Annotated in this window: 25 protein-coding genes and 2 pseudogenes; 13 read left to right on the top strand and 14 right to left on the bottom strand. The window is 70.4% G+C overall.

Annotated elements, in window-relative coordinates:
• Positions 1-12 precede the first annotated feature (12 nt).
• On the bottom strand, positions 13-1,101 hold the full coding sequence (locus tag ACFYX4_RS32480) for an NAD-dependent epimerase/dehydratase family protein (protein ID WP_389340782.1): 1,089 nt from the start codon (positions 1,099-1,101) through the stop codon (positions 13-15).
• 385 nt (positions 1,102-1,486) lie between these two features.
• Here ACFYX4_RS32480 and ACFYX4_RS32485 point away from each other — a divergent pair, with 385 nt between their 5' ends.
• Positions 1,487-2,050 carry a hemerythrin domain-containing protein gene (locus tag ACFYX4_RS32485; RefSeq protein ID WP_389340785.1) on the top strand — a complete coding sequence of 188 codons (564 nt, stop codon included), beginning with the start codon at positions 1,487-1,489 and terminating at the stop codon, positions 2,048-2,050.
• A gap of 406 nt (positions 2,051-2,456) precedes the next feature.
• Positions 2,457-3,737, top strand: coding sequence for an MFS transporter (locus tag ACFYX4_RS32490; RefSeq protein WP_389340788.1), 1,281 nt, complete (start codon positions 2,457-2,459; stop codon positions 3,735-3,737).
• Between the two features lie 234 nt (positions 3,738-3,971).
• On the opposite strand, the gene ACFYX4_RS32495 is transcribed toward ACFYX4_RS32490, so the two are convergent.
• Positions 3,972-4,484 carry a hypothetical protein gene (locus tag ACFYX4_RS32495; protein ID WP_389340791.1) on the bottom strand — a complete coding sequence of 171 codons (513 nt, stop codon included), beginning with the start codon at positions 4,482-4,484 and terminating at the stop codon, positions 3,972-3,974.
• Between the two features lie 251 nt (positions 4,485-4,735).
• Between ACFYX4_RS32495 and ACFYX4_RS32500 the strand changes: the two are divergent.
• The 3 genes and pseudogenes from ACFYX4_RS32500 to ACFYX4_RS32510 form a co-directional block, all read left to right on the top strand.
• A pseudogene (locus tag ACFYX4_RS32500) lies at positions 4,736-4,993 on the top strand (LLM class flavin-dependent oxidoreductase); the annotation flags it as partial.
• Between the two features lie 217 nt (positions 4,994-5,210).
• Positions 5,211-6,653, top strand: coding sequence for an NADP-dependent phosphogluconate dehydrogenase (gndA, locus tag ACFYX4_RS32505; protein ID WP_389340794.1), 1,443 nt, complete (start codon positions 5,211-5,213; stop codon positions 6,651-6,653).
• A 1,022-nt stretch (positions 6,654-7,675) separates the two neighbouring features.
• On the top strand, positions 7,676-8,047 hold the full coding sequence (locus ACFYX4_RS32510) for a hypothetical protein (protein ID WP_389340797.1): 372 nt from the start codon (positions 7,676-7,678) through the stop codon (positions 8,045-8,047).
• Positions 8,048-8,298: 251 nt separating this feature from the next.
• Here the strand turns inward: ACFYX4_RS32510 and ACFYX4_RS32515 are convergent, their stop codons facing one another.
• Positions 8,299-8,988 (bottom strand): MerR family transcriptional regulator, encoded by a 690-nt coding sequence (locus ACFYX4_RS32515; protein ID WP_389340800.1) that lies wholly within the window; start codon positions 8,986-8,988, stop codon positions 8,299-8,301.
• A gap of 48 nt (positions 8,989-9,036) precedes the next feature.
• Between ACFYX4_RS32515 and ACFYX4_RS32520 the strand changes: the two genes are divergently transcribed.
• Positions 9,037-9,837: an MBL fold metallo-hydrolase gene (locus ACFYX4_RS32520; protein WP_389340803.1), complete on the top strand. Its 801-nt coding sequence runs from the start codon at positions 9,037-9,039 to the stop codon at positions 9,835-9,837.
• Positions 9,838-10,612: 775 nt separating this feature from the next.
• Here the strand turns inward: ACFYX4_RS32520 and ACFYX4_RS32525 are convergent.
• Together ACFYX4_RS32525 and ACFYX4_RS32530 are read right to left on the bottom strand one after the other, a co-directional pair.
• Complete coding sequence (locus ACFYX4_RS32525) at positions 10,613-11,077, bottom strand: hypothetical protein (protein WP_389340806.1); 465 nt, start codon at positions 11,075-11,077, stop codon at positions 10,613-10,615.
• A 53-nt stretch (positions 11,078-11,130) separates the two neighbouring features.
• Positions 11,131-11,349, bottom strand: a complete 219-nt coding sequence (locus tag ACFYX4_RS32530; protein WP_389340808.1) for a hypothetical protein — start codon at positions 11,347-11,349, stop codon at positions 11,131-11,133.
• Between the two features lie 51 nt (positions 11,350-11,400).
• On the opposite strand from ACFYX4_RS32530, the pseudogene ACFYX4_RS32535 reads away from it, so the two are divergent.
• Positions 11,401-11,463, top strand: a pseudogene (locus tag ACFYX4_RS32535) (hypothetical protein); the annotation flags it as partial.
• Positions 11,464-11,814: 351 nt separating this feature from the next.
• Here the strand turns inward: ACFYX4_RS32535 and ACFYX4_RS32540 are convergent.
• From ACFYX4_RS32540 to ACFYX4_RS32550, 3 genes are all read right to left on the bottom strand, one after another.
• Positions 11,815-12,270, bottom strand: coding sequence for a hypothetical protein (locus ACFYX4_RS32540; RefSeq protein ID WP_389340913.1), 456 nt, complete (start codon positions 12,268-12,270; stop codon positions 11,815-11,817).
• 391 nt (positions 12,271-12,661) lie between these two features.
• Positions 12,662-12,868 carry a hypothetical protein gene (locus tag ACFYX4_RS32545; RefSeq protein ID WP_389340811.1) on the bottom strand — a complete coding sequence of 69 codons (207 nt, stop codon included), beginning with the start codon at positions 12,866-12,868 and terminating at the stop codon, positions 12,662-12,664.
• 244 nt (positions 12,869-13,112) lie between these two features.
• Complete coding sequence (locus ACFYX4_RS32550) at positions 13,113-14,063, bottom strand: D-alanine--D-alanine ligase (protein ID WP_389340904.1); 951 nt, start codon at positions 14,061-14,063, stop codon at positions 13,113-13,115.
• 141 nt (positions 14,064-14,204) lie between these two features.
• Between ACFYX4_RS32550 and murF the strand changes: the two genes are divergently transcribed.
• Positions 14,205-15,605 (top strand): UDP-N-acetylmuramoyl-tripeptide--D-alanyl-D-alanine ligase, encoded by a 1,401-nt coding sequence (murF, locus tag ACFYX4_RS32555; protein WP_389340814.1) that lies wholly within the window; start codon positions 14,205-14,207, stop codon positions 15,603-15,605.
• On the opposite strand, the gene murC is transcribed toward murF, so the two are convergent.
• Genes murC through ACFYX4_RS32570 form a run of 3 tightly spaced genes read right to left on the bottom strand, consistent with a single transcriptional unit; the run spans position 15,602 to position 17,594 of the window.
• Positions 15,602-17,230 carry a UDP-N-acetylmuramate--L-alanine ligase gene (murC, locus tag ACFYX4_RS32560; protein ID WP_389340817.1) on the bottom strand — a complete coding sequence of 543 codons (1,629 nt, stop codon included), beginning with the start codon at positions 17,228-17,230 and terminating at the stop codon, positions 15,602-15,604. The two genes, murF and murC, sit on opposite strands and share 4 nt — an antisense overlap.
• Positions 17,185-17,367, bottom strand: coding sequence for a hypothetical protein (locus tag ACFYX4_RS32565; protein ID WP_389340916.1), 183 nt, complete (start codon positions 17,365-17,367; stop codon positions 17,185-17,187). The genes murC and ACFYX4_RS32565 overlap by 46 nt, the downstream gene beginning before the upstream one ends.
• A complete protein-coding gene (locus ACFYX4_RS32570; protein WP_389340820.1) occupies positions 17,367-17,594 on the bottom strand; it encodes a hypothetical protein in 228 nt (75 codons plus the stop codon). Before ACFYX4_RS32570 ends, ACFYX4_RS32565 begins: the two co-directional genes overlap by 1 nt.
• Before the next feature lie 230 nt (positions 17,595-17,824).
• On the opposite strand from ACFYX4_RS32570, the gene ACFYX4_RS32575 reads away from it, so the two are divergent.
• Positions 17,825-19,087, top strand: coding sequence for a hypothetical protein (locus ACFYX4_RS32575; RefSeq protein ID WP_389340823.1), 1,263 nt, complete (start codon positions 17,825-17,827; stop codon positions 19,085-19,087).
• Positions 19,084-19,617: a GNAT family N-acetyltransferase gene (locus ACFYX4_RS32580; RefSeq protein ID WP_389340826.1), complete on the top strand. Its 534-nt coding sequence runs from the start codon at positions 19,084-19,086 to the stop codon at positions 19,615-19,617. The genes ACFYX4_RS32575 and ACFYX4_RS32580 overlap by 4 nt, the downstream gene beginning before the upstream one ends.
• Before the next feature lie 225 nt (positions 19,618-19,842).
• Here the strand turns inward: ACFYX4_RS32580 and ACFYX4_RS32585 are convergent, their stop codons facing one another.
• The 3 genes from ACFYX4_RS32585 to ACFYX4_RS32595 all read right to left on the bottom strand — a co-directional run bounded on the left by ACFYX4_RS32585 (position 19,843) and on the right by ACFYX4_RS32595 (position 21,752).
• Positions 19,843-20,775, bottom strand: coding sequence for an anti-sigma factor RsbA family regulatory protein (locus ACFYX4_RS32585; protein ID WP_389340829.1), 933 nt, complete (start codon positions 20,773-20,775; stop codon positions 19,843-19,845).
• Entirely contained in the window at positions 20,775-21,131 is a 357-nt protein-coding gene (locus tag ACFYX4_RS32590) for an STAS domain-containing protein (protein WP_389340832.1), read from the bottom strand. The genes ACFYX4_RS32585 and ACFYX4_RS32590 overlap by 1 nt, the downstream gene beginning before the upstream one ends.
• 192 nt (positions 21,132-21,323) lie before the next feature.
• Positions 21,324-21,752, bottom strand: a complete 429-nt coding sequence (locus ACFYX4_RS32595; protein WP_389340835.1) for an ATP-binding protein — start codon at positions 21,750-21,752, stop codon at positions 21,324-21,326.
• 32 nt (positions 21,753-21,784) lie between these two features.
• On the opposite strand from ACFYX4_RS32595, the gene ACFYX4_RS32600 reads away from it, so the two are divergent.
• The 3 genes from ACFYX4_RS32600 (at position 21,785) to ACFYX4_RS32610 (ending at position 25,337) form a co-directional block, all read left to right on the top strand.
• Positions 21,785-21,985 (top strand): STAS domain-containing protein, encoded by a 201-nt coding sequence (locus tag ACFYX4_RS32600; RefSeq protein WP_389340838.1) that lies wholly within the window; start codon positions 21,785-21,787, stop codon positions 21,983-21,985.
• A 1,007-nt stretch (positions 21,986-22,992) separates the two neighbouring features.
• Positions 22,993-24,324 (top strand): hemolysin family protein, encoded by a 1,332-nt coding sequence (locus ACFYX4_RS32605; RefSeq protein WP_389340841.1) that lies wholly within the window; start codon positions 22,993-22,995, stop codon positions 24,322-24,324.
• On the top strand, positions 24,321-25,337 hold the full coding sequence (locus ACFYX4_RS32610; RefSeq protein WP_389340844.1) for a hemolysin family protein: 1,017 nt from the start codon (positions 24,321-24,323) through the stop codon (positions 25,335-25,337). The genes ACFYX4_RS32605 and ACFYX4_RS32610 overlap by 4 nt, the downstream gene beginning before the upstream one ends.
• Positions 25,338-25,441 lie beyond the last annotated feature (104 nt).

Genomic DNA, 25,441 nt, shown 5'->3' on the forward strand with positions numbered 1-25,441 from the left:
CGGACGGCGTGCTCAGACGGTGTCCCGGACCTGCGCCGCGGTGGGCTCGTGGTCGGCCGCACGCGCGGGCTCACGCGACGGTTGCGCCGTCTGCGCCGTCTGCGCCGTCTGCGCCGTCTGCGCCGTCTGCGCCGGCTGTTGCGCGGCGAAGTAGGCGATCGTGTGCTTGATGCCCTCCTCCCAGGGCACCCTGGGCGACCAGCCCAGCAGCTCCCGGGCGAGCGCGGTGTCCGGGCGGCGGCGCTGCGGGTCGTCCACGGGGCGGTCCACGAACGCGACGCGCGAGGAGGACCCCGTCAGCTCCACCACCCGGCGCGCTATGTCCCGGATCGTGACCTCGTCGCTGCCGCCGATGTTCACGGGCCGCACCGAGTGGCTCGCGGCGACGAGCAGCACGCCCTCGACCGTGTCGTCCACGTAGCACAGCGAGCGCGTCTGGCTCCCGTCGCCCGCCACCGTCAGCGGCTCGCCGGCCAGGGCCTGGCAGACGAAGGTGGGCACGGCCCGCCCGTCGTGCGCGCGCATCCGCGGCCCGTACGTGTTGAACAGCCGTACGATCCCGGCGTCGGCGTCCCGGGCGCGCACATGCGCGGTGACCAGGGCCTCGGAGAACCGCTTGGCCTCGTCGTACACGCTCCGCGGGCCGACGGGGTTGACGTTGCCCCAGTAGTCCTCGCGCTGCGGATGCACCAGGGGATCGCCGTACACCTCGGACGTCGAGGCGAGCAGGAACCGGGCGTCGTCGCGCTCCGCGACGGCCAGCATGGCGCGGGTGCCGAGACTGCCGACGTCGAGGGTCTCCAGTGGCAGCCGCAGATAGTCGGCGGGCGAGGCGGGACACGCGAAGTGCAGGACCACGTCGTACGGCCCTGCCAGTCGCCGCGGTGCGTCGGGCCCGGAGACGTCGCACTCCACGAACCGGAATCCGGGCCGTTCGTCCAGGTGAGCGATGTTGCCCGGTGAACCCGACACCAGGTTGTCCGCGCAGTCGACTTCGACGCCTGAATCCAGCAGGCGCTCGCACAGGTGACTGCCTAGGAAGCCGGCGCCGCCGGTCACCAGGGCGTGGCGCCAGGGCAGGCTGGGGGTCGCGTCAGTCATGGGACGTCCTTCGGCCGCGGTCGTACGCGCCGAACAGCACGGCGCACGAGGTCCGGCGCAGCGGGGAGGAGATTCCGGGGACGGTGCCGGAGCGGGGCTGAAGCGTGTCGCGCGGAGCGCGAGGGGGTGTGTGCGGGGCGCGGGTGCTGGTCCGCAGCACCGTCCTGGTCGGTCGGCCGCCGTGTTCCCGACGGCTCTGGACGGTGTTCCCGAACCAGTTGCTTTCACACGTTGATTCCTGTTGGTTCTCAATCTTCTGATTTCTTCTGATTTTTTCCGAATCGTCCATTCGTGCGCGGCTCGGTGTCGACCTTCGGCTGCGGGGCACTCGGCCCCCCGGCGGATCCGACCCGGAGCCGTCGCGCCCAGGCTGGAGGTGAAGGACATGGGTCATGGTGGGAACGTCATCGACGAACTGGTGACCGATCACCGCGAGGTCGAGGAGCTCTTCGGCAAGATCGAGGCGCTGCCGTCCGGACACAAGGACCGCAAGCTGTACGCGGACCAGGTCACGATGGAGCTGGTGCGTCACTCGGTGGCCGAGGAGGCCTACCTCTACCCGGCGGTGCGCGATCACGTCGCCGGCGGGGACGCCCTCGCGGACAAGGAGCTGGAGGACCACGCCAAGGCCGAGCAGATCATGAAGGACCTGGAGGCCCGTGAGGCGGACGACGCCGACTTCGACCGGCTGGTCGGCATGCTGATGAGCGAGATCCGCGAGCACGTGGCCGACGAGGAGGCCGACCTCTTCCCCCGGCTGCGCGCGGCCTGTCCCGAGAGCGCCCTCGACGAGCTGGGCGACAAGGTCCGCACGGCGAAGAAGACGGCGCCGACGCGGCCCCACCCGACCGCCCCGGACAAGCCGCCGGCCAACAAGATGCTGGCGCCCGGCATGGGCATGGTCGACCGTATGCGGGACGCGCTGAGCGGGCGGGGCAAGAAGAGCTGAGACCGGCTTTCCGAGGTCACTGCCGACGGGTCCGTCGCCTCGCGACGGACCCGTCGGCACGCCCGCGCGCGGAAGCCTTGTGAGCAAGCACACTGACAGGGGCAAGGGCCCGCCGGGCAGGGGGACTTGACCCATGTCGCGGGAGTACGCCGGAGACGCTTCCCGCGCTTCCCCCGCACCGTCTGCGAGCATGGTCCGCGCCGTGACCGACTAGGTGGAGCGGCCGTGCAGTGAAGCCGGCGTTCCCCGGTTCCGCTGCCCCTGTGACCGCCGCTCGCCTCTCGGGTACCGCACTGTGTCTTCCACGCCGGCCTCCGCGCCCTCCCCTGCCTCGAACACCGCCTCCGCTCCCGGCCCCGCCGGGCAGGCGTCCCGCTCTCCTTGGCGGTCCCTGAGACACCGCAGCATGCGCTGGTGGTCCGTCGCCAACTTCCTGTCGAACGCCGGCACCTGGATGCAGCTCACGGTCCAGAACCTGCTGGTCCTCCAGATCACCGGCTCCGCCGCCGCGACCGGCCTGTCCATGTCGGTCCAGGCCGCCCCCGCGCTCTTCATGAGCGTCCTGGGCGGCGCGGCCGTCGACCGCTGGCCCCGCAAGCTGACGGCCGCCGTCAGTCAGGCCCTCCTCGGCGCGGTCGCCTTCACGACCGCCGTCCTGGTGGCCCTGGACCGGCTCGACATGACGTCCCTGATGGTGCTGGCCGCCGTGACCGGCACGATCGCCACCGTGGACAACCCGGCCTGCGCCCTGCTGGGCAACGACCTCGTGCCCGTGGAGGACGTGCCCTCCGCGATCGGGGTCGGCGCGCTGGTCCACAACGCGGGCCGGCTCGCCGGCGCGGCGCTGGCCGGCGTGGCCGTGGGCCTCCTCGGCACGGCCGCCGCGTACGCGGCCAACGGGTTGTCGTTCCTCTTCGTCACCGCCGTGATCCCGTTCCTGCGCCCGGCTCCGGGCGCGTCCGCAGGCGCCGTGGTGGTGGGCAAGCCCTTGATCCCACGGCAACGCGACCGGCGTGCCGACCCGGCCGACCTGACCGTGCGCGAGGGCCTGCTCTTCTTCGCACGCCGCCCCCGTCTGATGGCGCTCGCCGGCATCACCGGCGTCAGCAGCGTCTTCGGCCGGAACTACGGCCTCACTCTCGCCGTGCTCGTCACCGGCCCCCTCGCGGGTGGCTCCGGCGCGTTCGGCACGGTCTCCACCGTCCTCGCCGTCGGCGGCATCCTCGGCGCGGTCCTCGGCGCCCGGCTGCGCAGGCCCTCGGTCCGGGCGGTGGGCGCGCTGGCGGCGGCTGGCGGACTGCTCCAGGTGGCGGCGGGACTGTCACCGTCCCTGGCCGTCCTCCTCGTCCTGGTCCTGCCCATGGCGGTGGTGGAGTCCGTCTCCGACACCGCCGGAACGGCCGTCCTCCAGACCGACCCGCCCGCCCACCTGCGCGGACGCGTCCTCGGCGTGTGGAACAGCATCGGCACGGTGTGGAGCCTGGGCGGCCCGCCCGCCCTCGGCCTGCTCATGGAACTGGCGGGAGCCCGCGGCGCCCTGATCACCGGCGGACTCCTCATCGCGGCCACGATCGGCACGGGCCTCCTCCTGCGCACCCGCGGCCCCCGCGGCAAGTCCCTACTCACCGTCCCGACGAAGCCGGGCGACGAGATCCCGGACAGGCAGGCTCTGGAGACGGCGGCCTGAGCGTCGGCGGGGGCACGGACCTGCGGGGCTCGGGTGCTTCCCGCTCGGGCGCCCCTCGTATGATCACCGTCCGTGAAGGATGGTGCTGCTGCCGAAGCGCGGGCCGTGCGGGGAGCGGACGTCGACGCGCTGCGGGCGGTCGTCGCGGCGCGTGTCGCTCTGCGGCGACCGTCCGACGGCTGAGTCGACCGAGAGAGCCGACGCTCGGCCGGCCCGTCCCGCGGTCTGCCCGTCTCAGGCGATGAGTGCCTGACCCGGATCCTCCAGCTGGTCCAGGAGCTGCGCGCGGTGGAGCAGGGCCACGGGGGCGAGGAGGTCGGGGTGGCGGAGGAGGGCCGCCGCCCGGCGGTCGTGCGCGTCCGGGGCGAGCAGCCGGCGGAAGTCCATCGGTATCCCCGTCGTGTGGTCGCCGCCGTCCAGACCGGCCACGGCCTGGGCGGCCAGCGCGGGGTCGGTGAGCAGACAGGCCGCCCAGCTCGCCACCACCTCGTCCACCCAGCTGCGCCAGGCCGCGTCGTCCGCCTTCGCGCCGCTGAACCCGTCCAGCCGGGCCGAGCCGCCCGGTCCGGCCATGCCGACCAGCGCGGCGTCCATCACCGTCGGATAGCGCAGCCACGCCGCGACGGTCACCGCCTGCCGTGCCTGCGCCTCGCACAGGGCGGACGCCACAGCGCCTCCGGACGCCGGATACGACCGGGTCAGCCACTGGGCGGTCGCCGCGATGAGAGGGGAGAGGTCTGCGCGCACTGAGGGCCGTCCGGACTGCGTACGAGAACTTGGAACGGAGCAAACGGTAGCCCGCCCCCACAGCCGAACGAAACACCCTCACATCGGCCCGTGCCCCCGAAAACCCGTTGCCCGCCGCCGACCCCCCGCGCTACCGTCCCCCCACTCTGAAGAAGCACGCTCTCCAGAACCACGCCGCAGACGGGAGCAAGGGCCGCGCATGGCGCGCGGTGCCAGGAGGGGCGGCACCGAATGTTTCGGCATGCCCTACCGGCCGGCCGCGCCTGGTCGCCCAGGCGAACGTCGCCCTGGGCGCCGACGCCACCGTGGAGCAGGCCCGCCGGAACCTGCGCGACTACTACGCCTTCTCCGGACACGCCGACCACATGGCGGACGGCCTGCTCACCACCCCGCACGCCATCCGGGAGGCGACCGCCGCCTTCTTCGACATCGGCGCCGACGAGGTCATGCTCTACTGCTGGTCTTCCGACCTCAGCCAGGAACAGCGCCTCGCGGACACCCTCTTCTAGCCCGACCCCGTACCTGCCCCATCCCTCCGAAGGCCTCGCCGCCCGCCGGCCGCCCGGCCCCCGCCGAGAGGCGACCGGCGGGCGCGCGGTAGGCAGGCGGGCAGGCGGAGCCACCTTTCTTCTCCTCGCGTCGAGAAGATCCGCCCCTTGAGCCGTACCTGTCGGCAACAAGGGGCCGCGCGCCCCTTCCGCGCCATCGATCCAAGGGACGTACCTCATGAACGCAACCGCTGCCATCGGCGTCACCGGCCTCGGCGTGATGGGCCGCAACCTCGCGCGGAACTTCGCCCGCAACGGTTACACCGTCGCCGTGCACAACCGCAGCGCGGGCCGTACGCGTGCGCTCGTGGACGAGTACGGGCACGAGGGCGCGTTCGTGCCCGCCGAGTCGGCCGAGGACTTCGTGGCCGCGCTGGAGCGCCCCCGCCGACTGATGATCATGGTGCAGGCGGGCGCGGTCACCGACGCCGTCATCGACGAGTTCGCCCCGCTCCTGGAGCCCGGCGACATGATCATCGACGGCGGCAACGCCCACTTCGCCGACACCCGCCGCCGTGAGGAGGCGCTGCGCGCCCGCGGCATCCATTTCGTCGGCACCGGCGTCTCCGGCGGCGAGGAGGGCGCCCTCAACGGGCCGTCGATCATGGTCGGCGGCTCGACCGAGTCGTACGCCGTGCTCGGCCCGATGTTCGAGAAGATCGGCGCGCAGGTCGACGGCGAGCCGTGCGCCGCGCACGTCGGCACCGACGGCGCCGGCCACTTCGTCAAGATGGTGCACAACGGCATCGAGTACGCCGACATGCAGCTCATCGCCGAGGCGTACGACCTGCTGCGCCAGGTCGCCGGCTACGCGCCCACCGAGATCGCCGGCATCTTCCGCACCTGGAACGACGGCCGGCTCGGCTCCTACCTGATCGAGATCACGGCCGAGGTCCTCGCCCACACCGACGCCGCCACCGGCCGTCCCTTCGTGGACGTCGTCGCGGACGCCGCCGGCCAGAAGGGCACCGGCCGCTGGACCGTGCAGACCGCGCTGGACCTGGCCTCCCCGGTCACCGCCATCGCCCAGGCCACGTTCGCCCGTGCCGCCTCCGGCCAGAGCGAGCTGCGCGCCGCCTACGCCGGACTGCCCGGCGGGACCACGCCCCCGCTCAGCCGCACCGAGGCCGCCCGCTTCACCTCGCAGGTGGAGCACGCCCTGTACGCGTCGAAGGTCATCGCCTACGACCAGGGCTGGAAGATGATCCAGGACGCGGCGGGCGAGTTCGGCTGGAAGATCGACCTGGGCTCGGTCGCGAAGATCTGGCGCGGCGGCTGCATCATCCGCGCCTCCTTCCTCGACCGCATCCGCACCGCGTACGCCGCCGACCCGGAGCTGGTCAGCCTGCTCACCGAGGCGGAGTTCGGGCGGGAGATCGCCGCGGCGCAGGTGCCCTGGCGCGAGACCGTCGCCTCGGCCGCCCGCCGCGGCATCCCCGTCCCGGCGTTCTCCGCCGCGCTCTCCCACTACGACACCCTGCGCGCCGAGCGCCTGCCGGCCGCGCTCCTCCAGGGGCAGCGCGACTACTTCGGCGCGCACACCTACCGCCGTACCGACCGCCCCGGCTCCTTCCACACCCACTGGTCGGAGCAGGGCCGCCCCGAGACGGCCTCCGACTGATCCCGGACGGCTACCGGACAGCCCCGGACAGCTCCCGGACACACGGACGGCCCCGTCCCCGCACTCGCGGGAACGGGGCCGCCGTCGGTCAGACGGTCTGCACCTGGTTGTAGGGTGCGCGATTTCGTGCGCAACGCCGGAGCTGTGACCTGCGGTTCCAGCAGACGTGCGCAACGGTTCCGGACCGGTTGCCCGAGGCAAATGCGCAAACCAGTGAAGGGCACGCATTTTGGATCGTCACGCCGCGTGAGACCGGCAGTCTGTGGGTGCCAGGGCGGTCTGGTTGCAAGCGCACGCATCATGCGTTCTCGGGAGAAGTAGTGGCTCGTGCCGGTAAGCCGCTGCTGGATTTCCGGGGCAACTCACCGGTCTCGCCGTCCATGTCGTGAGGGAGATCCAATCGTAATACCTCAGAAACTGCAGCAAAAGCAGATGGCGCTCCTCAGTCGCCCAGCGGCTCGTCATCCGTCGCTCGCGTCCCAGCTAGCGCGCAGACCGCCGCTTCCTCAGCTGCAACTTGGTTCCGGTATTTGATCTAGCACCTTGCCGCTACGGTCACACCAGAGGGCCGATGAGGCACTCTCTGTCCTTCTGTCCGGAACGGGCGTTGGTGAAGGATCGGTGAACTGGTGGCTATGGCGGGGACAGCGCGCGTGTGGATATCGGTGACGGCTGCGGTGACCGGCCTGGCGACCGTCGCTTCTCCGCCATGACTCCCAACTTCCCCTGCAGTCAGGGCCTTCACGCTACGAGGGGAGGGACAGGACTCCGCCTACAGGCAGGACTCCCACTTCCGGCGTTTCCTGGAAGACGCCCAGCTCTCCTACGTCGTCGCCGTCCCCAAGTCGCAGCAAGTCCACGGCCCGCGCATCGACCATCTCATCGCTCAGGCGCCACCCGAGGCATGGCAGCGCCTGTCGGCCGGGCCGGGAGCCAAGGGTGAACGGTTCTACGACTGGGCCGCCGCCCGACTGCCGGCCGCGGCCGAGTCCGACGGCCACGAGGCGACCCGGCAGCGGTGGATGCTGGCTCGCCGCAGCATCGGCAAGCCCGACGAGATCGCCTACTACCTCGCCTGCGCCCCGCTGGAGGCCACGGTCGCCGACTTGGTCCGCGTCGCCGGTTGCCGCTGGAAGATCGAGGAGTGCTTCCAAAGCGCGAAAAATGAGTGCGGCCTGGACCAGTACGAGGTCCGCCGCTACGTGGGCTGGTATCGGCACATCACGTCGGCCATGCTCGCCCACGTCTTCCTCGCCGTGATGGCCGTGCAGGAGCGCGAAAAGGGGGTGACGAGGCCGACACACCCGACCTCGTGGACCTCACACCAGCCGAAATCCGTCGTCTGCTGGCAACTGAACCCCGTCGCCATGCTGCACGCCGCGAACACGCGGTGAACTGGTCCCGATGGAGGCGCCGCCACCAAGCACGTGCCCGACGCTGTCACTACATGCGGCGCGGGCACCCGTTGGTGGGACGGTCAGCCCAAGACCGCCCCACGCATACTGAGCTCCCGCTACACTCCCCACCGCCAGACCGTTGACCAGCAGCAATACAGAAGTCCGGCTGGAGTACTAGTACTCCAGCAGCGTTTCGCTATCTGGCCTGGTCAGAGGTGTCGTCCGGAGTGTAGTTGGCTGATGGCGTGTCAGGGGCGGCCTTGCCGGACCGCCCCTCCAACGAGTGGATGGAGAACTGTCTGGGCTGCGATCCGGGCAGTCTTCCAGCATGATCGGACGCGACCTGGGACCGTGAACTCGACGACCTCTTCCTGCGGATCGGCCACCGCTTCGGCCGCGCCGACCTGCGACGCCGAATGCGGGACTACGTCCGCGCCCTGCTCGGCCCCGTCGGCCGCAAGAACGGCTGGCAGCTGGCCGAATACGCCGGCCACCGCACCCCCGACGGCCTGCAGCGGCTGCTGAACGGGGCAACGAGAAACGGCCGCGGACACATTGCCGACGGCCTGCTTGAAGCCGGGACAGTCAACGATCAGCTCGTGGTCGCAGACCGCGGCGTGCCGGAGGCTGTCGCGGAGCCGCTTGAGCTGGCCGATCTGCTCGTCCAGGTCGCGGGCCTTGGCGGCCATGCGGTCGCGCAGCTCGGCGTCGGACGGCCGCGCCCCGAGGAACCGGCCGATCTCAGCAACCGAAAATCCGGCGCTGCGCGCGCATGTGATCAGCCCCAGGCGTTCCAGCACGTCCGGATGGTAGGTGCGGCGAAGGCCGTTGCGGCCCGCGGGGGCGATCAGGCCCTTCTTCTCGTAGAACCGCAGGGCTGAGGGCGTCAGTCTGGAGCGCCGTGCGACCTCGGCGATGTCCAACATCGCTTCATCCATCGAAGTCCCCTTGACTTGAATCGCAGTTCAAGTCGCAGCCTAGTCGCCATGAAGATCCATCACTTGAACTGCGGATCGGTCCGGACGATCGAAGCCACCTACGACGGCCCACAGCCCACACCTGCCGTGAATCACTGCCTGCTGGTCGAGACCGACGCCGACGGCTTGGTCCTGGTCGAGACCGGACTGGGCCTCGGCGACGTTCGGGATCCGGGCGGCACGCTCGGCACCGAATGGGTCGAGATGGCACAACCCGCGCTCGACGAGGAGGAGACGGCCATCCGGCAGGTCGTCAGGCTCGGCCACGCACCATCCGACGTGCGCCATATCATCGTGACCCACCTGGACGTGGACCACAGCGGCGGCCTTCCCGACTTCCCCGGCGCCCAGGTCCACGTGATGGCCGCCGAACTCGCCGTGGCGCGCGCCGAGGCGCCCAGCTTCCGCTACCGCCCGGCCCACTGGGCACACGAGCCCGAATGGGTCACCTACGATCACGAGCTTGGCGAGCAGTGGTTCGGCTTCACCGCGTTGGAGCCGAAGGGACTGCCACCGGAGATCAAACTCATCCCGCTCGGGGGTCACACCGTCGGCCACACCGGGGTCGCCGTGCTGAATGGCGATCGGTGGCTCCTCCACTGCGGCGACGCCTATTACTACCACCGGGAAGTCGGCGAATTGAAGGAACCCCACCCGCTGCTGGACATCGTCCAGACGCACGCACAGGCGCACCGCGACCTGCGGCTCGGAACTCAGGCCAGACTGCGCGAGCTGGTCCGTGACCACGGTGACCAGGTCGAGATCTTCTCCGCGCACGACCCATGGGAGCTGGCCCGCTACCGCACCTGAGATTTCGTGGTGGTGTCACGCTGCGGCCTGGACGACCCCCGTGAAGCCGTCGAGCAGACCAGGCTGGTAGCGCAAAACGAGCCGCGCCAACCCGAGGAATCGAAGTCCAGCAGCCCCAACCGGTCCTGCTCCCACCACGACGATAGCCGACGTGCTGGCGCTGTTCGGGTCGTAGGCGCCCAGTACCAGCCTGGAAGTGCCGCCCACCGCGCGACCAGCCAATCGACCAACAGCCGTGCATGAGCTACCCCAGCCGGTACAGCCATTCCGAATGCCAGCACATTCAGCCGTGACTGGGTTCGCCGAGACAGAAGCCCGAACGACTCGGTTCGTTGAGAAAACGACTCGATTGAGTGAGACAGGACAGCCCGCCCTGCTACCGACGCCGCGCGTGATCCGGCGGGCCCTCCCTATTACGGCGTAATAGGGAGGGCCGAGGAGGCTGGCAGCGGTCACCAGCGCACTGTGTGCCGCAGGCGGTGCTCGGGACGGTGCCCGGCCCGGTGCTGGGAGCGCCGCACTCCGCTGGGGATGCGGGGGCGCGGCGCTCAGGGGTGGGCGGTGTTACTGGGGTGTGGTGTGGGTGATGACGAGGAACTGGTCACTGGGCAGATCCATCACGACCTGGGCGTCTGTCGTGCCTTGGGCGCGATGCGCGGCGGCGTACTCTTCCGCCGGCCACGAGCCGCGGGGGCCTCCGGCGGGGAACCGCTCAAGGACGGTTCGCTGGGGCTGGTGGCCTTCAAGGTCGCCTCCCTTCGGGAGTGGCTGGTGGTCACGAGTCGGTGTCCTCGGGTGCGGGGACGTCGCCGAACATGTCGTCCATCGCGCGGGTGACGGCGGGCCGGTGTTCGGGCCGGGTGGCGTTGAGGACCGCGTTGGTGAGGTCGATCAGGTCGATGTCCTCGAACAGCTCGGTCAGGTCCGCGATGGTCTCCAGGACGACACCGTCGGGGCGTTCGCTGTCCATGAAGCAGCTCATGGCGTCGACGTAGTCGGCGAGCCAGTGAGCTATGGCCGGGGTGACGTCGAAACTGTGGCAATGCTCCAGGCCCGAACCGAGGGCACCGGTCGGGCTGATGTGGATGCGGATGCTCTGCCCGGGGGCGGCCTGTCCGAAGCCGGTGAGGGCTTCGGCGAGAGCCGCGATCGCACTGTTGCGGTCGGCGTCCGCGTCCGTCGCGGTCGCAGTGTCTGTGTCACCCCCGTCCGCGTCCAGCACCGGTGCTTCCCAGAGCACTTCGAGGCTTTCGGCGTGCAGCCGGATGACCCCGTCGGCGGTGTCCGGGAGCGTCAGGTGGCCGATGACGCGCAGCAGGTCACCGGGCTGCCGCTCGGTGAGTAACGCGTGCGCGATCCCGGCTCCATGGTCGTGCAGGGGATGACGGCCTCTTCGACCAGATGGTCGGTCCCGGCGGAGCAGGTCAGACGCCAGGAGACGGTGCCTTCACGGTCGCCGGGTTCGGGGTCGGCGGCCAGGTAGCCGTCCAGAGCGAAGGGGATGGCGTCCATGTCCCTCCCCTCGTAGCGTGAAGACCGTGACTGCAGGGGAAGTTGGGAGTCATGGCGGAGAAGCGACGGAAGTTTGATCCGGAGTTCCGTGAGGGGGCCGTACGGATCGTCACGGAGACGGGCAAGACGATCGCTGAGGTCGCCGACGACCTGGGGATACGAGACCACCCTGGCAGAGCTGGGTCTCCCGCGCCCGTCGGGCAGGAACCGCACCGGCCGGCGGGAGCGACGAACTGGAGCGTCTGCGGCGGGAGGTCGCCCAGCCGGCAGGCGGAGCGGCGCTCGCTCTCCGGAACGCCTCACTGTGACTCCTCTGGCATCACCATTCCAGAGAGCTGCAGACCAGAGGCTTTGGGACGGAACGGCCGCCCAAAGTTCAGAGAAGCCCCTGTACTTCGACGCCACCGGGACCGAGCTCCTGGCGTGCAGCGGCGTCAAGAACGAGCGGCCCTCGCGGGGGGAGGGTCAGAAGCTCCAGCTGTAGAGGCCGCCACCTGTATTCGCCGCAGACGCTGCGAGGCGGGCAACGCCCTGCAAGACCGCAAGGAGATCATCGTCGGTCATATCGTCGCCGTCCTCAGACCGAAGCCGCGTAATCCAGCGGCCTGCGAGCTCTTCGAGTTCGGCGGGACTCGCTTTGCCGAGCGCTCTGGTCAGCCGCTTCGGCAGAGCGAACACCTCAACGCCATCGTTCAAAGGGGCGGTGACCCACTCCGGCCACGGCCGCCACGCATAGAGCTGCTCAAGCGGCGGGGCCTCGGCCGAAGGAGCCTCGAAGTACATGTCCCACTCGGCGATGGCACTGTCCGGCTCAATAAAATGGCAGGTTACAGACTCAAAGTCCTCGCCAGGTCCCCGCAGGCGCGTCGAGGCGGCCGTCTCGACGTCAGGGGCGAGGAAGAACACTATGTCGTGGGCCATTCGAGCATGATGGCAGCCCGCAGCAGACGGGGTGCTGCGTAGTCGGTGTCTCAGTCGTCTGATCGACGGGCAACCTCCGCTGCATAGGCGGTCCTGACGGCCCCGGCGGCCCACCGTTCGGCGGCTGACGGGCTGATGCCGAGAAGGCGTTGGAGGACGGCCGGTGGCATCTGTGTGCAGAGATCAAGCAGGGCTGCGCATCGTCCGGCTTCGGCAGGGAGTCCGATCTTGCGGAGGCGGCGACTGAGTTGCTTGCTGCCCAGCGGCTTGCCGGGCCGCTGAGTCGGGAAGAGCCAGGGTGCGTTGAGGTCGTTCGACATCACGGTGCGTTGTTGATCGTTTGCGATGTCGACGAGCTGGAGGACCAGGCCGTCTAGGGGCGGTGGCAGCCTCAGCGGCGTTTTCGCAAGCCGGGCTGGTTCTGGAGGTCCCAGAGCAGGCGGCGGGTGACCGACGTGTTCCCTCCGGTGACCTCGGCGACCACCGTCCGCAGTACGGCTTCGTCGAGTCCGAGGGCAAGGCCATCGAGGTAGCCGAACAGATCAGAAGCTGTGTCAGATCCGGCGATCTGTGACGTTCCGTAGCGGATGGGCTGCAACTGAAGATGCCAGTGGCTGAGCGGCGGTCCTGGCCTGAGTCGCTGGGTACGCTCCTTCAGTCCTTGGTCGAGAGGAGTTGCTGAGTGGCCCGGTTAAGTGGACCCGTTCTGTCTACCCAGAGGCTTGTGATGGAGCCGATTCACCGAGGGGACAGCGAGGATCTCTTCGAAGCTGTGGTCAGTCAGGACAGCGTCGGTTCGAGGTTGACGGCGGCGTCCTTCACGTCGCGGGCGGTCAGCTCGGTCACGGTCGGTACCCCTCGGTGGTGTCGGCGGTGGCGAGGATCATGCGGATGAGCTGGTCGTAGTCGATGCCGTCGGCAGCGGCCATGGTGGCGAGGTTCCCGGTGTGGGACAGTCCAGGCAGGGTGTTGATCTCCAGCCAGACCGGCCGCTCGTCGGGGGTGACGATGAAGTCGGAGCGGGAGTAGCCGGAGCAGCCCAGGGCGTCGTGCGCGGTAAGCGTCGCGGTGGTGATCGCGTCGAGGGCGTGGCTGGAGAGGTTCGCCGGGCATTCGTACCGGTATTTGGTCTTGTCCCGTTTGGTCGCGTAGTCGTAGAACTCGGCGTCGGTGGGGATCGTCGCCAGCGGCGGCAGGGCGACGGGCGATCCGTCGATCTCCAGGACTCCGCAGCTCACCGGGATGCCAGTGGTGAACGGCTCGGCGAACCAGCACTCGCCCGGGTCCATGGTGCGCAGGGCGGCGGCAAGCTGGGCGGTGTCGCGGCAGACCGTCATGCCGATCGAGCCGCCTTCGGACAGTGGCTTGAGGATCAGCGGGAAGGCGATCGTGCTGGTGACCGTGTGCGTGCTCACGTCGCCGCTGCGGGCCGGGAGGGTGACGGTGGGCAGGACCGCCACTCCGGCGGCGGCCACGACGGTCTTGGCGAGGGCCTTGTGCATGCCGACGGCGGAGGCCGCCACCCCCGAGCCGGTGTAGGGGATGCTCAGGTGCTCCAGTAACCCCTGGAGCTTGCCGTCTTCGGCGTACTGTCCGGCGATGGCCAGGAACGCCACGTCGGCGCTGCGGATGTCGTCGGCGAACGTCTTGTCGGCGGGGTCGAGGAGTCTGGTGATGTAACCCTGCCGGTCGAGGGAGTCCCCTGCGGCGCGGCCTGACATCAACGACCGCTCCCGCTCGGTGGACCTGCCGCCGGAGACGACGGCGATGCGCGCGGACTCGAAGGACTGCATCGTCACGAGTAATTGCTCCTGTTCTGTCATGGATGAGGACGGTTTCACGCGTACCGGTCTGTGGAGGCGCTACGGTCGGAGGGCTGAGCCGGGCGGTGCTGGGCCGTGCCGGGCAAGTCCTGCTGATTCGGAGTGCGTCACGTGATCCCCCTTTCACTTGAAGCCGTCGCGGCCGCCGTCGGCGGCCGGCTGTGCGACGTGCCGGACCCGGCCGTGCTCGTGACCGCGCCGGCGACCGTCGACTCGCGCGCAGTCGAGCCGGGCGGCCTCTTCGCCGCGCTGGCCGGTGAGCACGCCGACGGGCACGCCTTCGCGGCCGACGCGGTGAAGGCCGGGGCGGTGGCGGTCCTGGCTGAGCGTCCCGTCGGTGTTCCGGCCGTGGTCGTCGATGACGTGCTGGACGCGCTCGCCGCGCTGGCTCGCACCGTGCTGGCCGAAGTCCCAGAGGCGATGGTGATCGGGCTGACCGGCTCGGCGGGCAAGACCAGCACGAAGGATCTGATTGCGCAGGTGCTGCCCGAGCTCGGGCCGACGATCGCCACGGTGAAGAGCTTCAACGGCGAGATCGGGATGCCACTGGCCGTCACCCACCTGGACCGCCAAGTGCGGTACATCGTGCTGGAGATGGGCGCCCGCGGGATCGGCCACATCTCCCACCTGACGCGAATCGCCCCGCCGACAGTCGGCCTGGTCCTGAACGTCGGCACCGCGCACGTCGGCGAGTTCGGCGGCCGAGAACAGATCGCCCAGGCCAAGGGCGAGCTCATCGAGGCCCTGCCCACCAAGGGGCTGGCCATCCTCAACGCCGACGATCCGCTGGTGGCCGCCATGGCCCCCCGAACCCGCGCCCAGGTGATGACGTTCGGCACCAGCAAGGACGCCGACGTACGGGCCGCGGACGTGGTACTCGATGAGGCGGGCCGGGCCTCGTTCACCCTCGTCGCCGCCGGCCGCGACGCGCATGTCGCCCTGACCCTTCATGGCGCGCACCACGTATCCAACGCGCTGGCCGCAGCCGCTGTCGCAATCGGGCTGGGCGCCGACGTCGCGAGAACAGCCGGCGCGCTCTCCCGCGCGGTGCTGGTGGCGTCCGGACGCATGGAGGTCACCGATCGGCCCGACGGCGTGCGGGTCATCAACGACGCGTTCAACGCGAACCCCGATTCGATGAAGGCCGCGCTCGGCACCCTTGAGGCGATGAGCAGCAGGCGGCGGACCATCGCGGTCCTGGGGGAGATGAAGGAGCTCGGCGCGGACGGCGGCGACGGACACCGGCAGGTCGGCCGCCTCGTCGCCACCTCCGGCGTGCAGGTGCTGATCGCGGTCGGCGGCGCCGACGCGCAGGCGATGGCCGACGCTGCCCGGGAGAGCAACCCGAGCCCGACGGTTGTCAGCGCCGCCGACCGCGACCACGCCCTCACCCTGGCCCGCGACCTGATCCGGCCCGGCGACATCGTCCTGGTGAAGGGCTCCCACAGCGTCGGGCTGGAGCACACCGCCGAACGGCTGGCCCAGCCCGACACCATGGCGGGCGACCGCTAGACAGCGGTCAGCGGCCGGGCCAAGGGCTGAAGGAGCAGCGCCCCCAGCCCGGCCACCTCGCCGACGCCCATCGTCACGACCACGTCACCGGGACGGGCGAGATCGGCGAGCACGCCGACGGCCTGGACGAGGCCGTCGGCTGTGTGGACGCGGACCCCGGCACTCGCGGCCGCGTGCTCGATTCCCTCCCCGGTCACCGCGCCGGCCTCGGTCGGCACCGCGTCGCGCACGGGCAGGAGCACCACCTCGTCCGCGCCGGCGAGAGCCGCGCCCATCCGCGTGCCGAGGACCCGTACGCTCGTCGCCCCGCAGGGCTCAAACGCGACGAGCACCCGGCCATCGGTCAGCTCGCGTGCGGCCGCGATGTCCGCGATGATCGCGGCGGGGTGGTGGGCGAAGGAGTCCACCACCCGCACTCCCTGCACCGCACCGAGGAGCTGCATCCGGCGCTGCACCCCGGCGAAGCCGGACAGCCCGGCCGCCAGCACCTGCGGTGCCTCGCCCAGGGCCCGGCCCGCCGAATAGGCCGCGAGGGATGCGAGCACTGCCGCACGGCCCGGCGAGCGCACCGTCCACGACACCTGGCCCTCGCCCGGGTCGAGCACGGTCACCATGCTGCCCCCGGCCGCCGCCGGGACGGCGGACAGTAGTTGGACGTCGGCCTTCGTGCTCTCACCGAAGGTCACCACGTGCGTGCCGCCGTGGCCGCGGACCCGGCCGGTCACCTCCCGGGCGCCGACGTCGTCGGCCGAGACCACCAACGTCCCGGCCTGGGTGGCGAAGTCCGTCAGCGTCCCGACCGCATCCGCCGTGCCGGCGAAGGTCTCGGGGTGGTCGTCGTCGGCGTTCAGCACGACCCCGACCTCCGGCCGGTACAGGGTCACGCTGCGGTCGGACTCGTCGCCCTCGGCGATCAGCAGACCCGACCCGGCGTGCCCGTTGACGCCGCCGACCGGTGCGGCTCCGGCCGCCCACGACGGGCTCAGGTGCCCCACGGCGGCGGCCAGCATCGCCGTCGCCGTCGACTTCCCGTGCGTCCCGGTCACGACCACCGACCGCTCCGCCCCGGCTACCAGCTGCGCCAGGACGTGCGAGCGGTGGGCCACCGGCACGCCCGCGGCGCGGGCCGCGACGATCTCCGGGTTGGCGGCGTCGATGACGCTGGACCACACCACCACCGACGCACCCGCGATGTTCGCCGCGTCGTGCCCGGCCCGGATCCGGCAACCCGCCGTCTCCAGCCTGGACGCCGTCTCGCCCGTCTTGATGTCCGAGCCGGACACCTGCGCGCCATGACCGGCGAGCAGGTGGGCCAGCGCGGACATGTCCGCCCCGCAGATCCCCACGAAATGAGGACGGGTCAAGTCCAGCGGACCGGCCGGCGACGGTATCTCCACGTACCTTGTCCCAACCACAGCAGTCTCCTCGTGTGTGAGGTGGTGCCTGATGTGACGCTCCTCCCGGCGGGCGGGAGAAGGGGTTGCAGGGAGCCAGACCCAGAAGGAACCGGTCCCGTCCCCGCACGTGGCCTGAGCAGCGGCCCGACACGACGGCGGCTGCAGGGCAGGGGCGAGGAAGTTCACAGAGCATGACGGCGGTGGAACGGGACGCCTTCGCGCGCGCACCGACGTCGACGCTGGACAGCGTCGATCGCGCTCACGCTGCCCTCGCCGTGCTCGATCCGGGCCTGGTAGTCCTCCCAGTCGCGATCGGTCCAGTGGTCCAGGCCTGCTGGAAAGTCGTCGGTGCCGATGCGAGTCACTAGCTCGCCTCCACGGCTGGGACGCCGTACATGCCGGCGCACGGGGCGCAGGCGAACAGGGCATCGTCCCGCAGTATCGGCACCGGGAACCTGGGGTCGGGATTCCCGCTGCACCAGCAGCACGAGCGGCCTGTGATCTGCTGCGCACTCAGCCGCTCGCGGTGAATCGCCGGGGCGTCCACGTAGGCGCCGGCGAACGTCTGGCGGTGCGTGCTGCGCGTCGTCATGGTGGATTCCTCGCGGTCGGGAAGCCTGCGGCGGCCGCCCCTCACGGGGGAACGAGGGAGGGCCACCGGCACCTCCGGCGTTCACCGGAGCGCACGTCCAGTCCAACGCCGAGGCGTGGTCAACAGGTAGGAAAAGTGGACCCGTTACTACTCGCGATGACCGGAAATTTCTGAGGGCGGGATCCCCGAGACCCCTCCACGCTGCATGATCACGCAGCTACGGTGAGTGTGTGGAAGGAAATTTCCGGTTGCAGGCCCACATGACCGAACACGCTTTCAAACAAGGTGCGTTGGCCGACCGGGTGAACGAGGAGCTGAAGGCGGCCGGTCACGAAGGGACCGTCGGTGACCGTACGGTCCGCAACTGGGTAACCGGAAAAACCCACTGGCCGCACCAGCGCCAGCGAGACGCCCTGACGGCAGTATTCAAATGCACACCCGTCTGCCTTGGCTTCTATCCCCCCGGCATGCCCGCACCGCCCTACGAGGACCTCTCAGCCATGCTCCGCCGCCGCTTTTGCACCGCAGCCACGTCCGCGCTCGCAGCCCCCGCCCTGCCAGCCGCCGGCAGACGTCCCACCACCGTGGGCACCTCCGATGTGATCCGCCTGCGCGACGGATTAGACCGGCTCACCGTGCTCGATCAGAAACGCGGCGGGCACGCCGCCCTCGAACGCGCCGCGCTCGCCGGCACAGCCGAGGCGGTCGGCCTGCAGGACCATTCCGCCTCGCAGACGATCCGGCAGCGGCTGTTCGGTGTCGCCGCCGACTACACCACGGCCGCCGCCTGGTCGTGCATCGACGCCCGCCAGCTCGACCGGGCCCGCAGCCACGTGAACGAGGCGCTGAGGCAGGCCGGGCTGTCGCAGGACCCCGTGGCACTGATGCGGGTGTGGAACTCCACCTCGATCCTTGCGCACCAGCTCGGTCACCACGCCGAAGGCGTGGCAGCAGCACAGGCGGCTCAGTCCTGCGCGATCACGCGCCGCGATCCGCTGTTCGGATCCCTCGCGCACGCCCGGGCCGCGGTGGGGCACGCCTACCGGGATGATCGGCAGGCCGCCCTCCGTTCGATCGGATACGCCGAAGAGGCCCTGATGCGAGCCGAGGCACGCCCCCGTCCGTCCTGGATCTCCTTCTACGGGCCCGCGGAACTGCACGCCCTGACCGGGATCGTCCGCAGCCGGCTCGGACAGCCCACGGAGGCGGAAGCCGCCTCACACCGCGCCCTGTCCGCGCTGCCGGCCTCCTACCGACGCAACCGCGCCATGACCACCGTGGACCTCGCCATCGCCCAGCTCCACCAGGGCGACGCCGAACAAGCCTGCGCCACAACCGAGGACGCCTTCACCCTGATGTCCGGAAGCCCCTTGCCCGGCCGCCTGCGCGTGCTGCTGGGCGACTTCTACCGTGATCTCCTCACGCTCGCGCCCTCCACCACCGTGGCGCGCGAGTGGGCCGACCGTTACCGATCCGAATGGAGCTCCGCGTGACCACGGCACCCGCCATCGACCTGCGCCGCTATGGACACACCGACCTGCCCGGCATCCGGCAGACCCTGCTCGATGTCCATGCCGACGCCTACTTCGAGCGGCGGCACGAAGAGTTCGTACAGCGCTTCCCCTGGTTCGTGGACCAATGGGGCAGGCGTGAAGGCTTCGCGTGCGTGGTCGCCTACGAGGGCGGGGAACCTATCGGGTTCACCTACGGGGCGCCAGGCGAGCCGGGCCGCGAATGGTGGCGCGAGTACCTGGCCGAAGAGCCGGCCGACCCGTCGACGTTCTCCGTCTCGGAACTGATGCTGAGGCCGAAATGGCGCAAGCAGGGACTTGGGGAACGGCTGCACACCGCGCTGCTCGCCGACCGACCGGAGGCCCTGGCCGTGCTCACGGTGGACACCAAACGGCCCCGGCTCCAGGCGCTGTACGAGGGCTGGGGATACAAGAAGGTCGGCGAACGCCAGCCGTTCCCGGACTCCCCGCTGTATGCCGTAATGCTGCTCGACCGCCCGCAGACAGCCTGACTGGCACCAGCTTGCGGCCCGCTCCCACCCGGAGCGGGCCGTCGTCGTCTGCGTGCGTGACGTGGATATCGCGCCGTCGTTGGACAGCGCGACTCCATAAAGTCGGGCCCCGGGGATGTCATGGCTGATTCCCCGGGGTCCGTGGTGTGTCCGGGTGCCCTTTTGGCGTGAAAGCAGAAGCGGGGCGGGCGGCCACCCTGACAGGAGGGCCGCCCACGCGCGCTGTCACAAGCTGAGGTAGAAGCGCACGGTCGTGCCGTCGTCGCCGGTGTGCAACCGCACCAGATCGGCCACGTAGTGGACCAGCATCAGGCCCCGGCCGCCCAGCTGGCCGCGCTCCGGCGGGCGGCGGCCGGCCAGCGGATCGGTCAGCCGGCCCGCATCGCGGACCTCACACACCAGCTGCCCCTGCTCGGCCCAGACGGCGAGCGTCCCGCGGCCTCCGCCGTGGACCACGCTGTTGGTCGTCAGCTCCGCGACCGCCAGTTCCACATCCATCAGCCGCTCCCCGGCCAGGCCCAGCCGCATCGCCTGAGCGAGAGCGAACTGGCGGACCGCCGGAAGGTCCTCACCACCGTAGGAGAAGGCCGAGGCGTCCGGTGCAGGCGCAAGCGCCTGGTTGTACCGGTCGACGACCGCCTGCCAGTCGTAGGCGTCGCTGACCGACTCACGGCCCTCCCCGTTGATGAGGGTCGGGTGGGTGACCTTCGCATCGGCGATCACCTCCGGGTCCAGGCGCACTTCGTCGTAGGGGCACAGGATCGTCACCGCCCGGCCCTCGAACGCGGCGTTGATCAGTGCCTCGTGCTGCGCGCACGCCGGGTACTCCACCGCGCTGCGCCCGGCCCAGATCGGCTCGCCGATGATCCGCACACGCCCCTTCGGGTGGGCGTCGGCGAATCCGCGCAGCACCTTGGGGATGATCCGCCCCGGGTTGCGGCCGGCCTCGGTCATGTCCAGGAACAGGATGCCCTCGGCGTCCCCGCCCAGACCTGCCTTGATCAGCTCCAGGTTGGGGCCGGGCACCGCCACGGCCATCGGCTCGCCGTTGCTCAGGCCCTCGCGCAGGAAGGCCACCGTCTGCCGCGTGTACTCCTGCTCGGTGCGGTAGAAAAGGGCAGGGTGCACGAACGCCTCGTGGGTGGTCACCGTGCTCATCACAGAGCCACCTCGATCCGGTCCAGGCCCGGCCAGAACATCTCCAGAACCCGCGGCAGCTGCGGCGGGGGATTCTCGACCACAACCCTCCCGTCCGGCAGGTTCATGGCGGTGACCGCCAGCGCGCTCACCCCGGCCACGTCGACGAACGCCACATCCGACAGCTCCACGTACGACACGCCCGCGTGCCGCCGGGCCAGGTCGGACAGTGCCTGCTCCCAAGACGGGCGAGTGCGTGCGCTGATCTCACCGCGGGCACGTATCCCGGAACGACCGGGCAACGGGCTCACCTCCAACGCAGCGGCCCTCCCGGGCTCCGCCGGGGCGGGCCCGCCCGCCACATGTGGGGCATCCACGCTCGGACTCCTTCACATCAAGCCGCCTGCCGACCGTCCCGGCACGGGCGGAGGAAAAGCTCCTCCCAACGGCGCAGTGTATCCAAGCGGCAGACACGCCTGTTTCTGTTGAGTGGGAGCGAGCAACGTCAATCGACGGTTTCGGATAGCGCTCTGGGATCGCGGAGCCCGACTGGGGGCGGTCTGCGTCGTCTACCGGGGTCGGCATCCGGCGATGGCGCCGCCGAGGTCGTCCAGGAGGGCGATGCGGGCGGTGATGCGCTTGCCGACCGGCTCCCGCTGCGCTTCGAAGCCCTGGGCGACGGCCATGACGACCTCCAGACCGTGCTGGCCCACCCGTCCCGCGTCGGCGGCCCGGGCCACCGGCAGCACCGGATCGCCGTCCCACACCACCACCTCGACCGCGTCGCCGACGATACGCAGGTCCATCAGCACCGGGCCCGGCGCGTACTTGCGGGCATTGGTGACCAGCTCGCTGACCACCAGCTGGGTGAGATCCATGACACGCTGCGAGACCGGCAGGCCGTGCTCGGCCTGGACCCGCGTGAGGAAGCCGGCGGCGAGGTGGCGGCCGCGGGCGATGCACGTGCCGTCGCCTTCCAGGGCCACCGTGGTCTGCATGGCCTGCTCATCCGGTACCGCGCCCCCGCATCGTGGTCGATCTGAGCCGGGTCACCTTCATGGACTCCACCGGCATCAACATCTTCATCGCCGCCCACCGCGCCCTCACCGAGGCCGGCGGCTGGATACGCCTGGCCGCACCCACCGAAGCAGTGATGCGCCTCCTGCAGATCGTCGGCGTCGACGCCGTCATCGACTGCCGCGAAACCCTCCGTCAAGCCCTCAGCAACTGACCTATCCCCCGTACCGGCCAGCGCTGCCCGACCGGCTCAGTGCTGATGGTGATCGCGCTTGGACAGGTAGAGGGGACCGATCTGGCGCCAGTAGCCGTGGACCAGGTTCTCGGCCTCCTGCACCGCCCGCTGAGCGCATGGCGCGTCCACCGGCAGGCGTTGCCCGGCTTGAGCCGCGGCGGGTCCCGTGCGCCGGGCCTGTCTCCGCACCGTCCAGCGCGAGGCACGGCGGGATACGGCAGCAGTGCGCGGCCGACTGCTTCGGCCCGCCAGGCACCATCGCGCCAGCAGTATCGCGGCCACCACCGACAATGCGCTGGCGGCATAGACCTCATGACCGGCCACTGGCTCCTCCTGCCGGACACCCGCATGGACCGTGCCGGGTTCATCTGCCCCCGGTATCGCAGCGTCAACGTCACCGCTGGGCCAAGAAACCCTCACATCCCATCGCCAGGTGATGGGGGACCGGCACCCAGGCGGTGGGCGGCACGCTCGCCGGCCTGCTCGACCCGGACCGGCGTGGCCATCGTGGACAGGCTGGTCATCTGCGCCGGGTGGGGCAGCCCGGAAACGCTGGACGTCACGCAAGTGGAAGTCGGCGTCGATGCCGCCCGCGACGCCTCCGGCCGGCGTCACCCCCGCGCGCTTCCACGTGCCCGCAGGCGTGGTTTCCCAGATCAGTGCGCAGATCGCTCAGCGCCGCCAGCACCTCATTTGATGGTCGCCATGCGCCAGACCCTGCTCAGGTAAAGGCGACATGGGGGAGAACCCCACACCGGCTGACCAGCCGTGGTCGGGGCCATGGCACCTTGCCCGGATCGCGAAGCAGCTTTACCGTTCCTTTACCCTAGGGTGGAGGAGAATTCCTCTCCCGCCCAAGACGTTCCGCCCCCACGCCTGGGGGTGGCTGAGTGACGAAGGAGCAGCAGACCCGCAATGGGTGAGCCTCCCAGTACGAGCCGTGCCATACCCCGCCCGACAGAGAGCTGCGAATCGGGGGTGGCACGGTGACCGAGTTCCTGCTTCTCCTGCTCGCCCTCTTGCTGACGCTCGCGTGCGCGGTGTTCGTCGCGGCCGAGTTCTCCCTGACCACGGTCGAGCGCGCTGATCTCGAGCGCGCTGCGCAGGCTGGTGAGCGCGGCGCGGACAGTGCGCTGAAGGCCGTCAAGCGGCTGACGTTCCAGCTCTCCGGTGCCCAGCTGGGCATCACTGTGACGTCGCTGGTGATCGGTATGCTCGCGGAGCCGTCCCTGGCCGCGCTGCTGCGCGGCCCGCTGACCGCAGTCGGCCTGGCAGGCGCGGCTTCCACGATCGCCACCATCCTCGGTGTCGCCGTCTCCACCGTGGTGCTGATGGTGGTCGGTGAGCTGGTGCCGAAGAACTGGGCGATCTCCCGGCCGCTGGCCGTGGCCAAGGTCGTCGCCACCCCGCAGCGCGGCTTCACCGCCGTGTTCGGACCCTTCATCGGACACCTGAACAACAGCGCGAACCGTTTCGTGCGTCGCTTCGGCCTGGAGCCGGCCGAGGAACTCGCCCACGCCCGCAGTCCGGAGGAGCTGGTGGCGCTGGTCCGGCACTCCGCCGCGCAGGGCGCGCTGGAGAAGGACTCCGCCGAGCTGTTCGTGCGCACCCTTCACCTGGGTGAGCTGACGGCCGAGAACGTCATGACCCCGCGGGTGGACGTCAAGGCCCTCGAAGCCCATGCCAGCGCCGCGGACGCGGTCAACCTCACGCACGCCACCGGCCTGTCCCGCTTCCCCGTCTACCGCGACAGCCTGGACGAGATCATCGGCACCGTCCACATCCGCGACGTCCTCGCCCTGGACGAGGACCAGCGCGACGTCACACAGGTCACCGACCTGATGACAGCGCCGCTGCTGGTGCCCGACAGCCTGCCCGTCGACACCCTCCTGGCCCGGCTGCGCACGGAGCGCACCATGGCCGTGGTCATCGACGAATACGGCGGCACCGCCGGTGTCGCCACCGTCGAGGACATCATCGAAGAGGTCGTCGGAGAGGTCCGCGACGAACACGACCCCCTCGAGGCCCCCGACCTGCTCCCGAGGCCCGCAACCGAAGACGGCCGCCGCAGCTGGCAGGCCGAGGGCAGTATCCGCACCGACCAGCTCGCCGAGATCGGACTGAGCGCCGCGGACGGCCCCTACGAAACCCTCGCCGGACTGACCGCCACCCTCCTCGAACGCATCCCCCGGCCCGGAGACACCGTGCACCTGGACGGCTGGGACATCACCGTCCTCGACGTCGACCACCACCGCGCCGACCGCCTCACCCTCACCGCCCCGACAGTGGACAGTGCCGAGCAGGAGACCGTCCGATGACCACCATTCAGATCCTCATCGGCGCCCTGACCCTGCTCACCAATGCCTTCTTCGTCGGCGCAGAATTCGCCCTGATCTCGGTACGCCGCAGCCAGATCGAACCCAAGGCCCAGGCCGGCGACAAGCGCGCGAAAGCTGCCCTGTGGGGGGTGGAGCACCTGTCGGCGGTGATGGCCACCGCCCAGCTCGGCATCACCGTCTCCTCCCTCGTGCTGGGCGCCGTCGCCGAGCCGGCCATCGCCCACCTGCTGGAACCGCCCTTCCACTCCATCGGCGTGCCCGAGGGGCTCATCCACCCGATCGCCTTCGTCATCGCCCTGACCCTCGCGACGTACCTGCACATGCTCTTCGGCGAGATGGTGCCCAAGAACATCGCCCTGGCCGCCCCGGTGCCCACCACGCTGTTCCTGGGCCCGCCGCTGGTCGCACTCACCCGCGCCCTCAAGCCCGTCATCTTCTCCATCAACGCCTTCGCCAACACCCTGCTGCGCCTGCTCAAAGTCGAGCCCAAGGACGAAGTCGCCGCCGTCTTCACCGACGACGAACTCGCCCGCCTCATCGCCGACTCCAGCCAGGCCGGCCTGCTCGATCCCGCCGACGGTGAACGGCTGCGCGACGCCCTGGAGCTCGGTACCCGCCCGGTCGGCGAGGTCCAGGTGCCGCTGGCGAGGATGCGCACGGTCGACCACCGCGTCACCCCCGCCCAGCTGGAGAAGGCCGCGACAGGCGCCGGCTACTCCCGGATGCCCGTCCTGGGCCCCGGCGGCACGATCATGGGTTACCTGCACATCAAGGACGCCATCGGTGTACCCGAGCGGCACAAGCCCTTCCCCGGCGCCGCCCTGCATCCCGTGACCCGCGTGCAGATCGACACCCCCCTCGACGACGCCCTCACCGCGATGCGAGCCGGCGGCACCCACCTCGCCGCCGTCACCGGCGACAAGGGCACCGTCATCGGCTTCGTCACCATGGAAGACGTCCTGTCCGAACTCGTCGGCCCCACCGCCGCATGACCGCTCGGACCCGGAAGCGGGACGCTCGCGTCGTCTGCCCGGCGAGCCGGCGATGCGCCAAGGCCTGTGTCGCCAGCCGGGTAGGCACCGTGCTCCGGGGTAGA

This window comes from Streptomyces sp. NPDC002328 (assembly GCF_042890065.1).
Lineage (GTDB): Bacteria > Actinomycetota > Actinomycetes > Streptomycetales > Streptomycetaceae > Streptomyces.

What these genes read in the sequence shown, in the direction of transcription:
- ACFYX4_RS32510 (WP_389340797.1), top strand. Translation starts at nt 7,676, where the DNA reads ATGCTGGCTCGCCGCAGCATCGGCAAGCCCGACGAGATCGCCTACTAC.
- gndA (WP_389340794.1), top strand. Translation starts at nt 5,211, where the DNA reads ATGAACGCAACCGCTGCCATCGGCGTCACCGGCCTCGGCGTGATGGGC.
- ACFYX4_RS32540 (WP_389340913.1), bottom strand. Translation starts at nt 12,270, where the DNA reads ATGGCCCACGACATAGTGTTCTTCCTCGCCCCTGACGTCGAGACGGCC.
- ACFYX4_RS32490 (WP_389340788.1), top strand. Translation starts at nt 2,457, where the DNA reads ATGCGCTGGTGGTCCGTCGCCAACTTCCTGTCGAACGCCGGCACCTGG.
- ACFYX4_RS32485 (WP_389340785.1), top strand. Translation starts at nt 1,487, where the DNA reads ATGGGTCATGGTGGGAACGTCATCGACGAACTGGTGACCGATCACCGC.
- ACFYX4_RS32595 (WP_389340835.1), bottom strand. Translation starts at nt 21,752, where the DNA reads ATGCAGACCACGGTGGCCCTGGAAGGCGACGGCACGTGCATCGCCCGC.
- ACFYX4_RS32515 (WP_389340800.1), bottom strand. Translation starts at nt 8,988, where the DNA reads ATGGATGAAGCGATGTTGGACATCGCCGAGGTCGCACGGCGCTCCAGA.
- ACFYX4_RS32520 (WP_389340803.1), top strand. Translation starts at nt 9,037, where the DNA reads ATGAAGATCCATCACTTGAACTGCGGATCGGTCCGGACGATCGAAGCC.
- ACFYX4_RS32610 (WP_389340844.1), top strand. Translation starts at nt 24,321, where the DNA reads ATGACCACCATTCAGATCCTCATCGGCGCCCTGACCCTGCTCACCAAT.
- ACFYX4_RS32585 (WP_389340829.1), bottom strand. Translation starts at nt 20,775, where the DNA reads ATGAGCACGGTGACCACCCACGAGGCGTTCGTGCACCCTGCCCTTTTC.
- ACFYX4_RS32480 (WP_389340782.1), bottom strand. Translation starts at nt 1,101, where the DNA reads ATGACTGACGCGACCCCCAGCCTGCCCTGGCGCCACGCCCTGGTGACC.
- ACFYX4_RS32530 (WP_389340808.1), bottom strand. Translation starts at nt 11,349, where the DNA reads ATGGACGCCATCCCCTTCGCTCTGGACGGCTACCTGGCCGCCGACCCC.
- ACFYX4_RS32550 (WP_389340904.1), bottom strand. Translation starts at nt 14,063, where the DNA reads ATGCAGTCCTTCGAGTCCGCGCGCATCGCCGTCGTCTCCGGCGGCAGG.
- ACFYX4_RS32570 (WP_389340820.1), bottom strand. Translation starts at nt 17,594, where the DNA reads ATGACGACGCGCAGCACGCACCGCCAGACGTTCGCCGGCGCCTACGTG.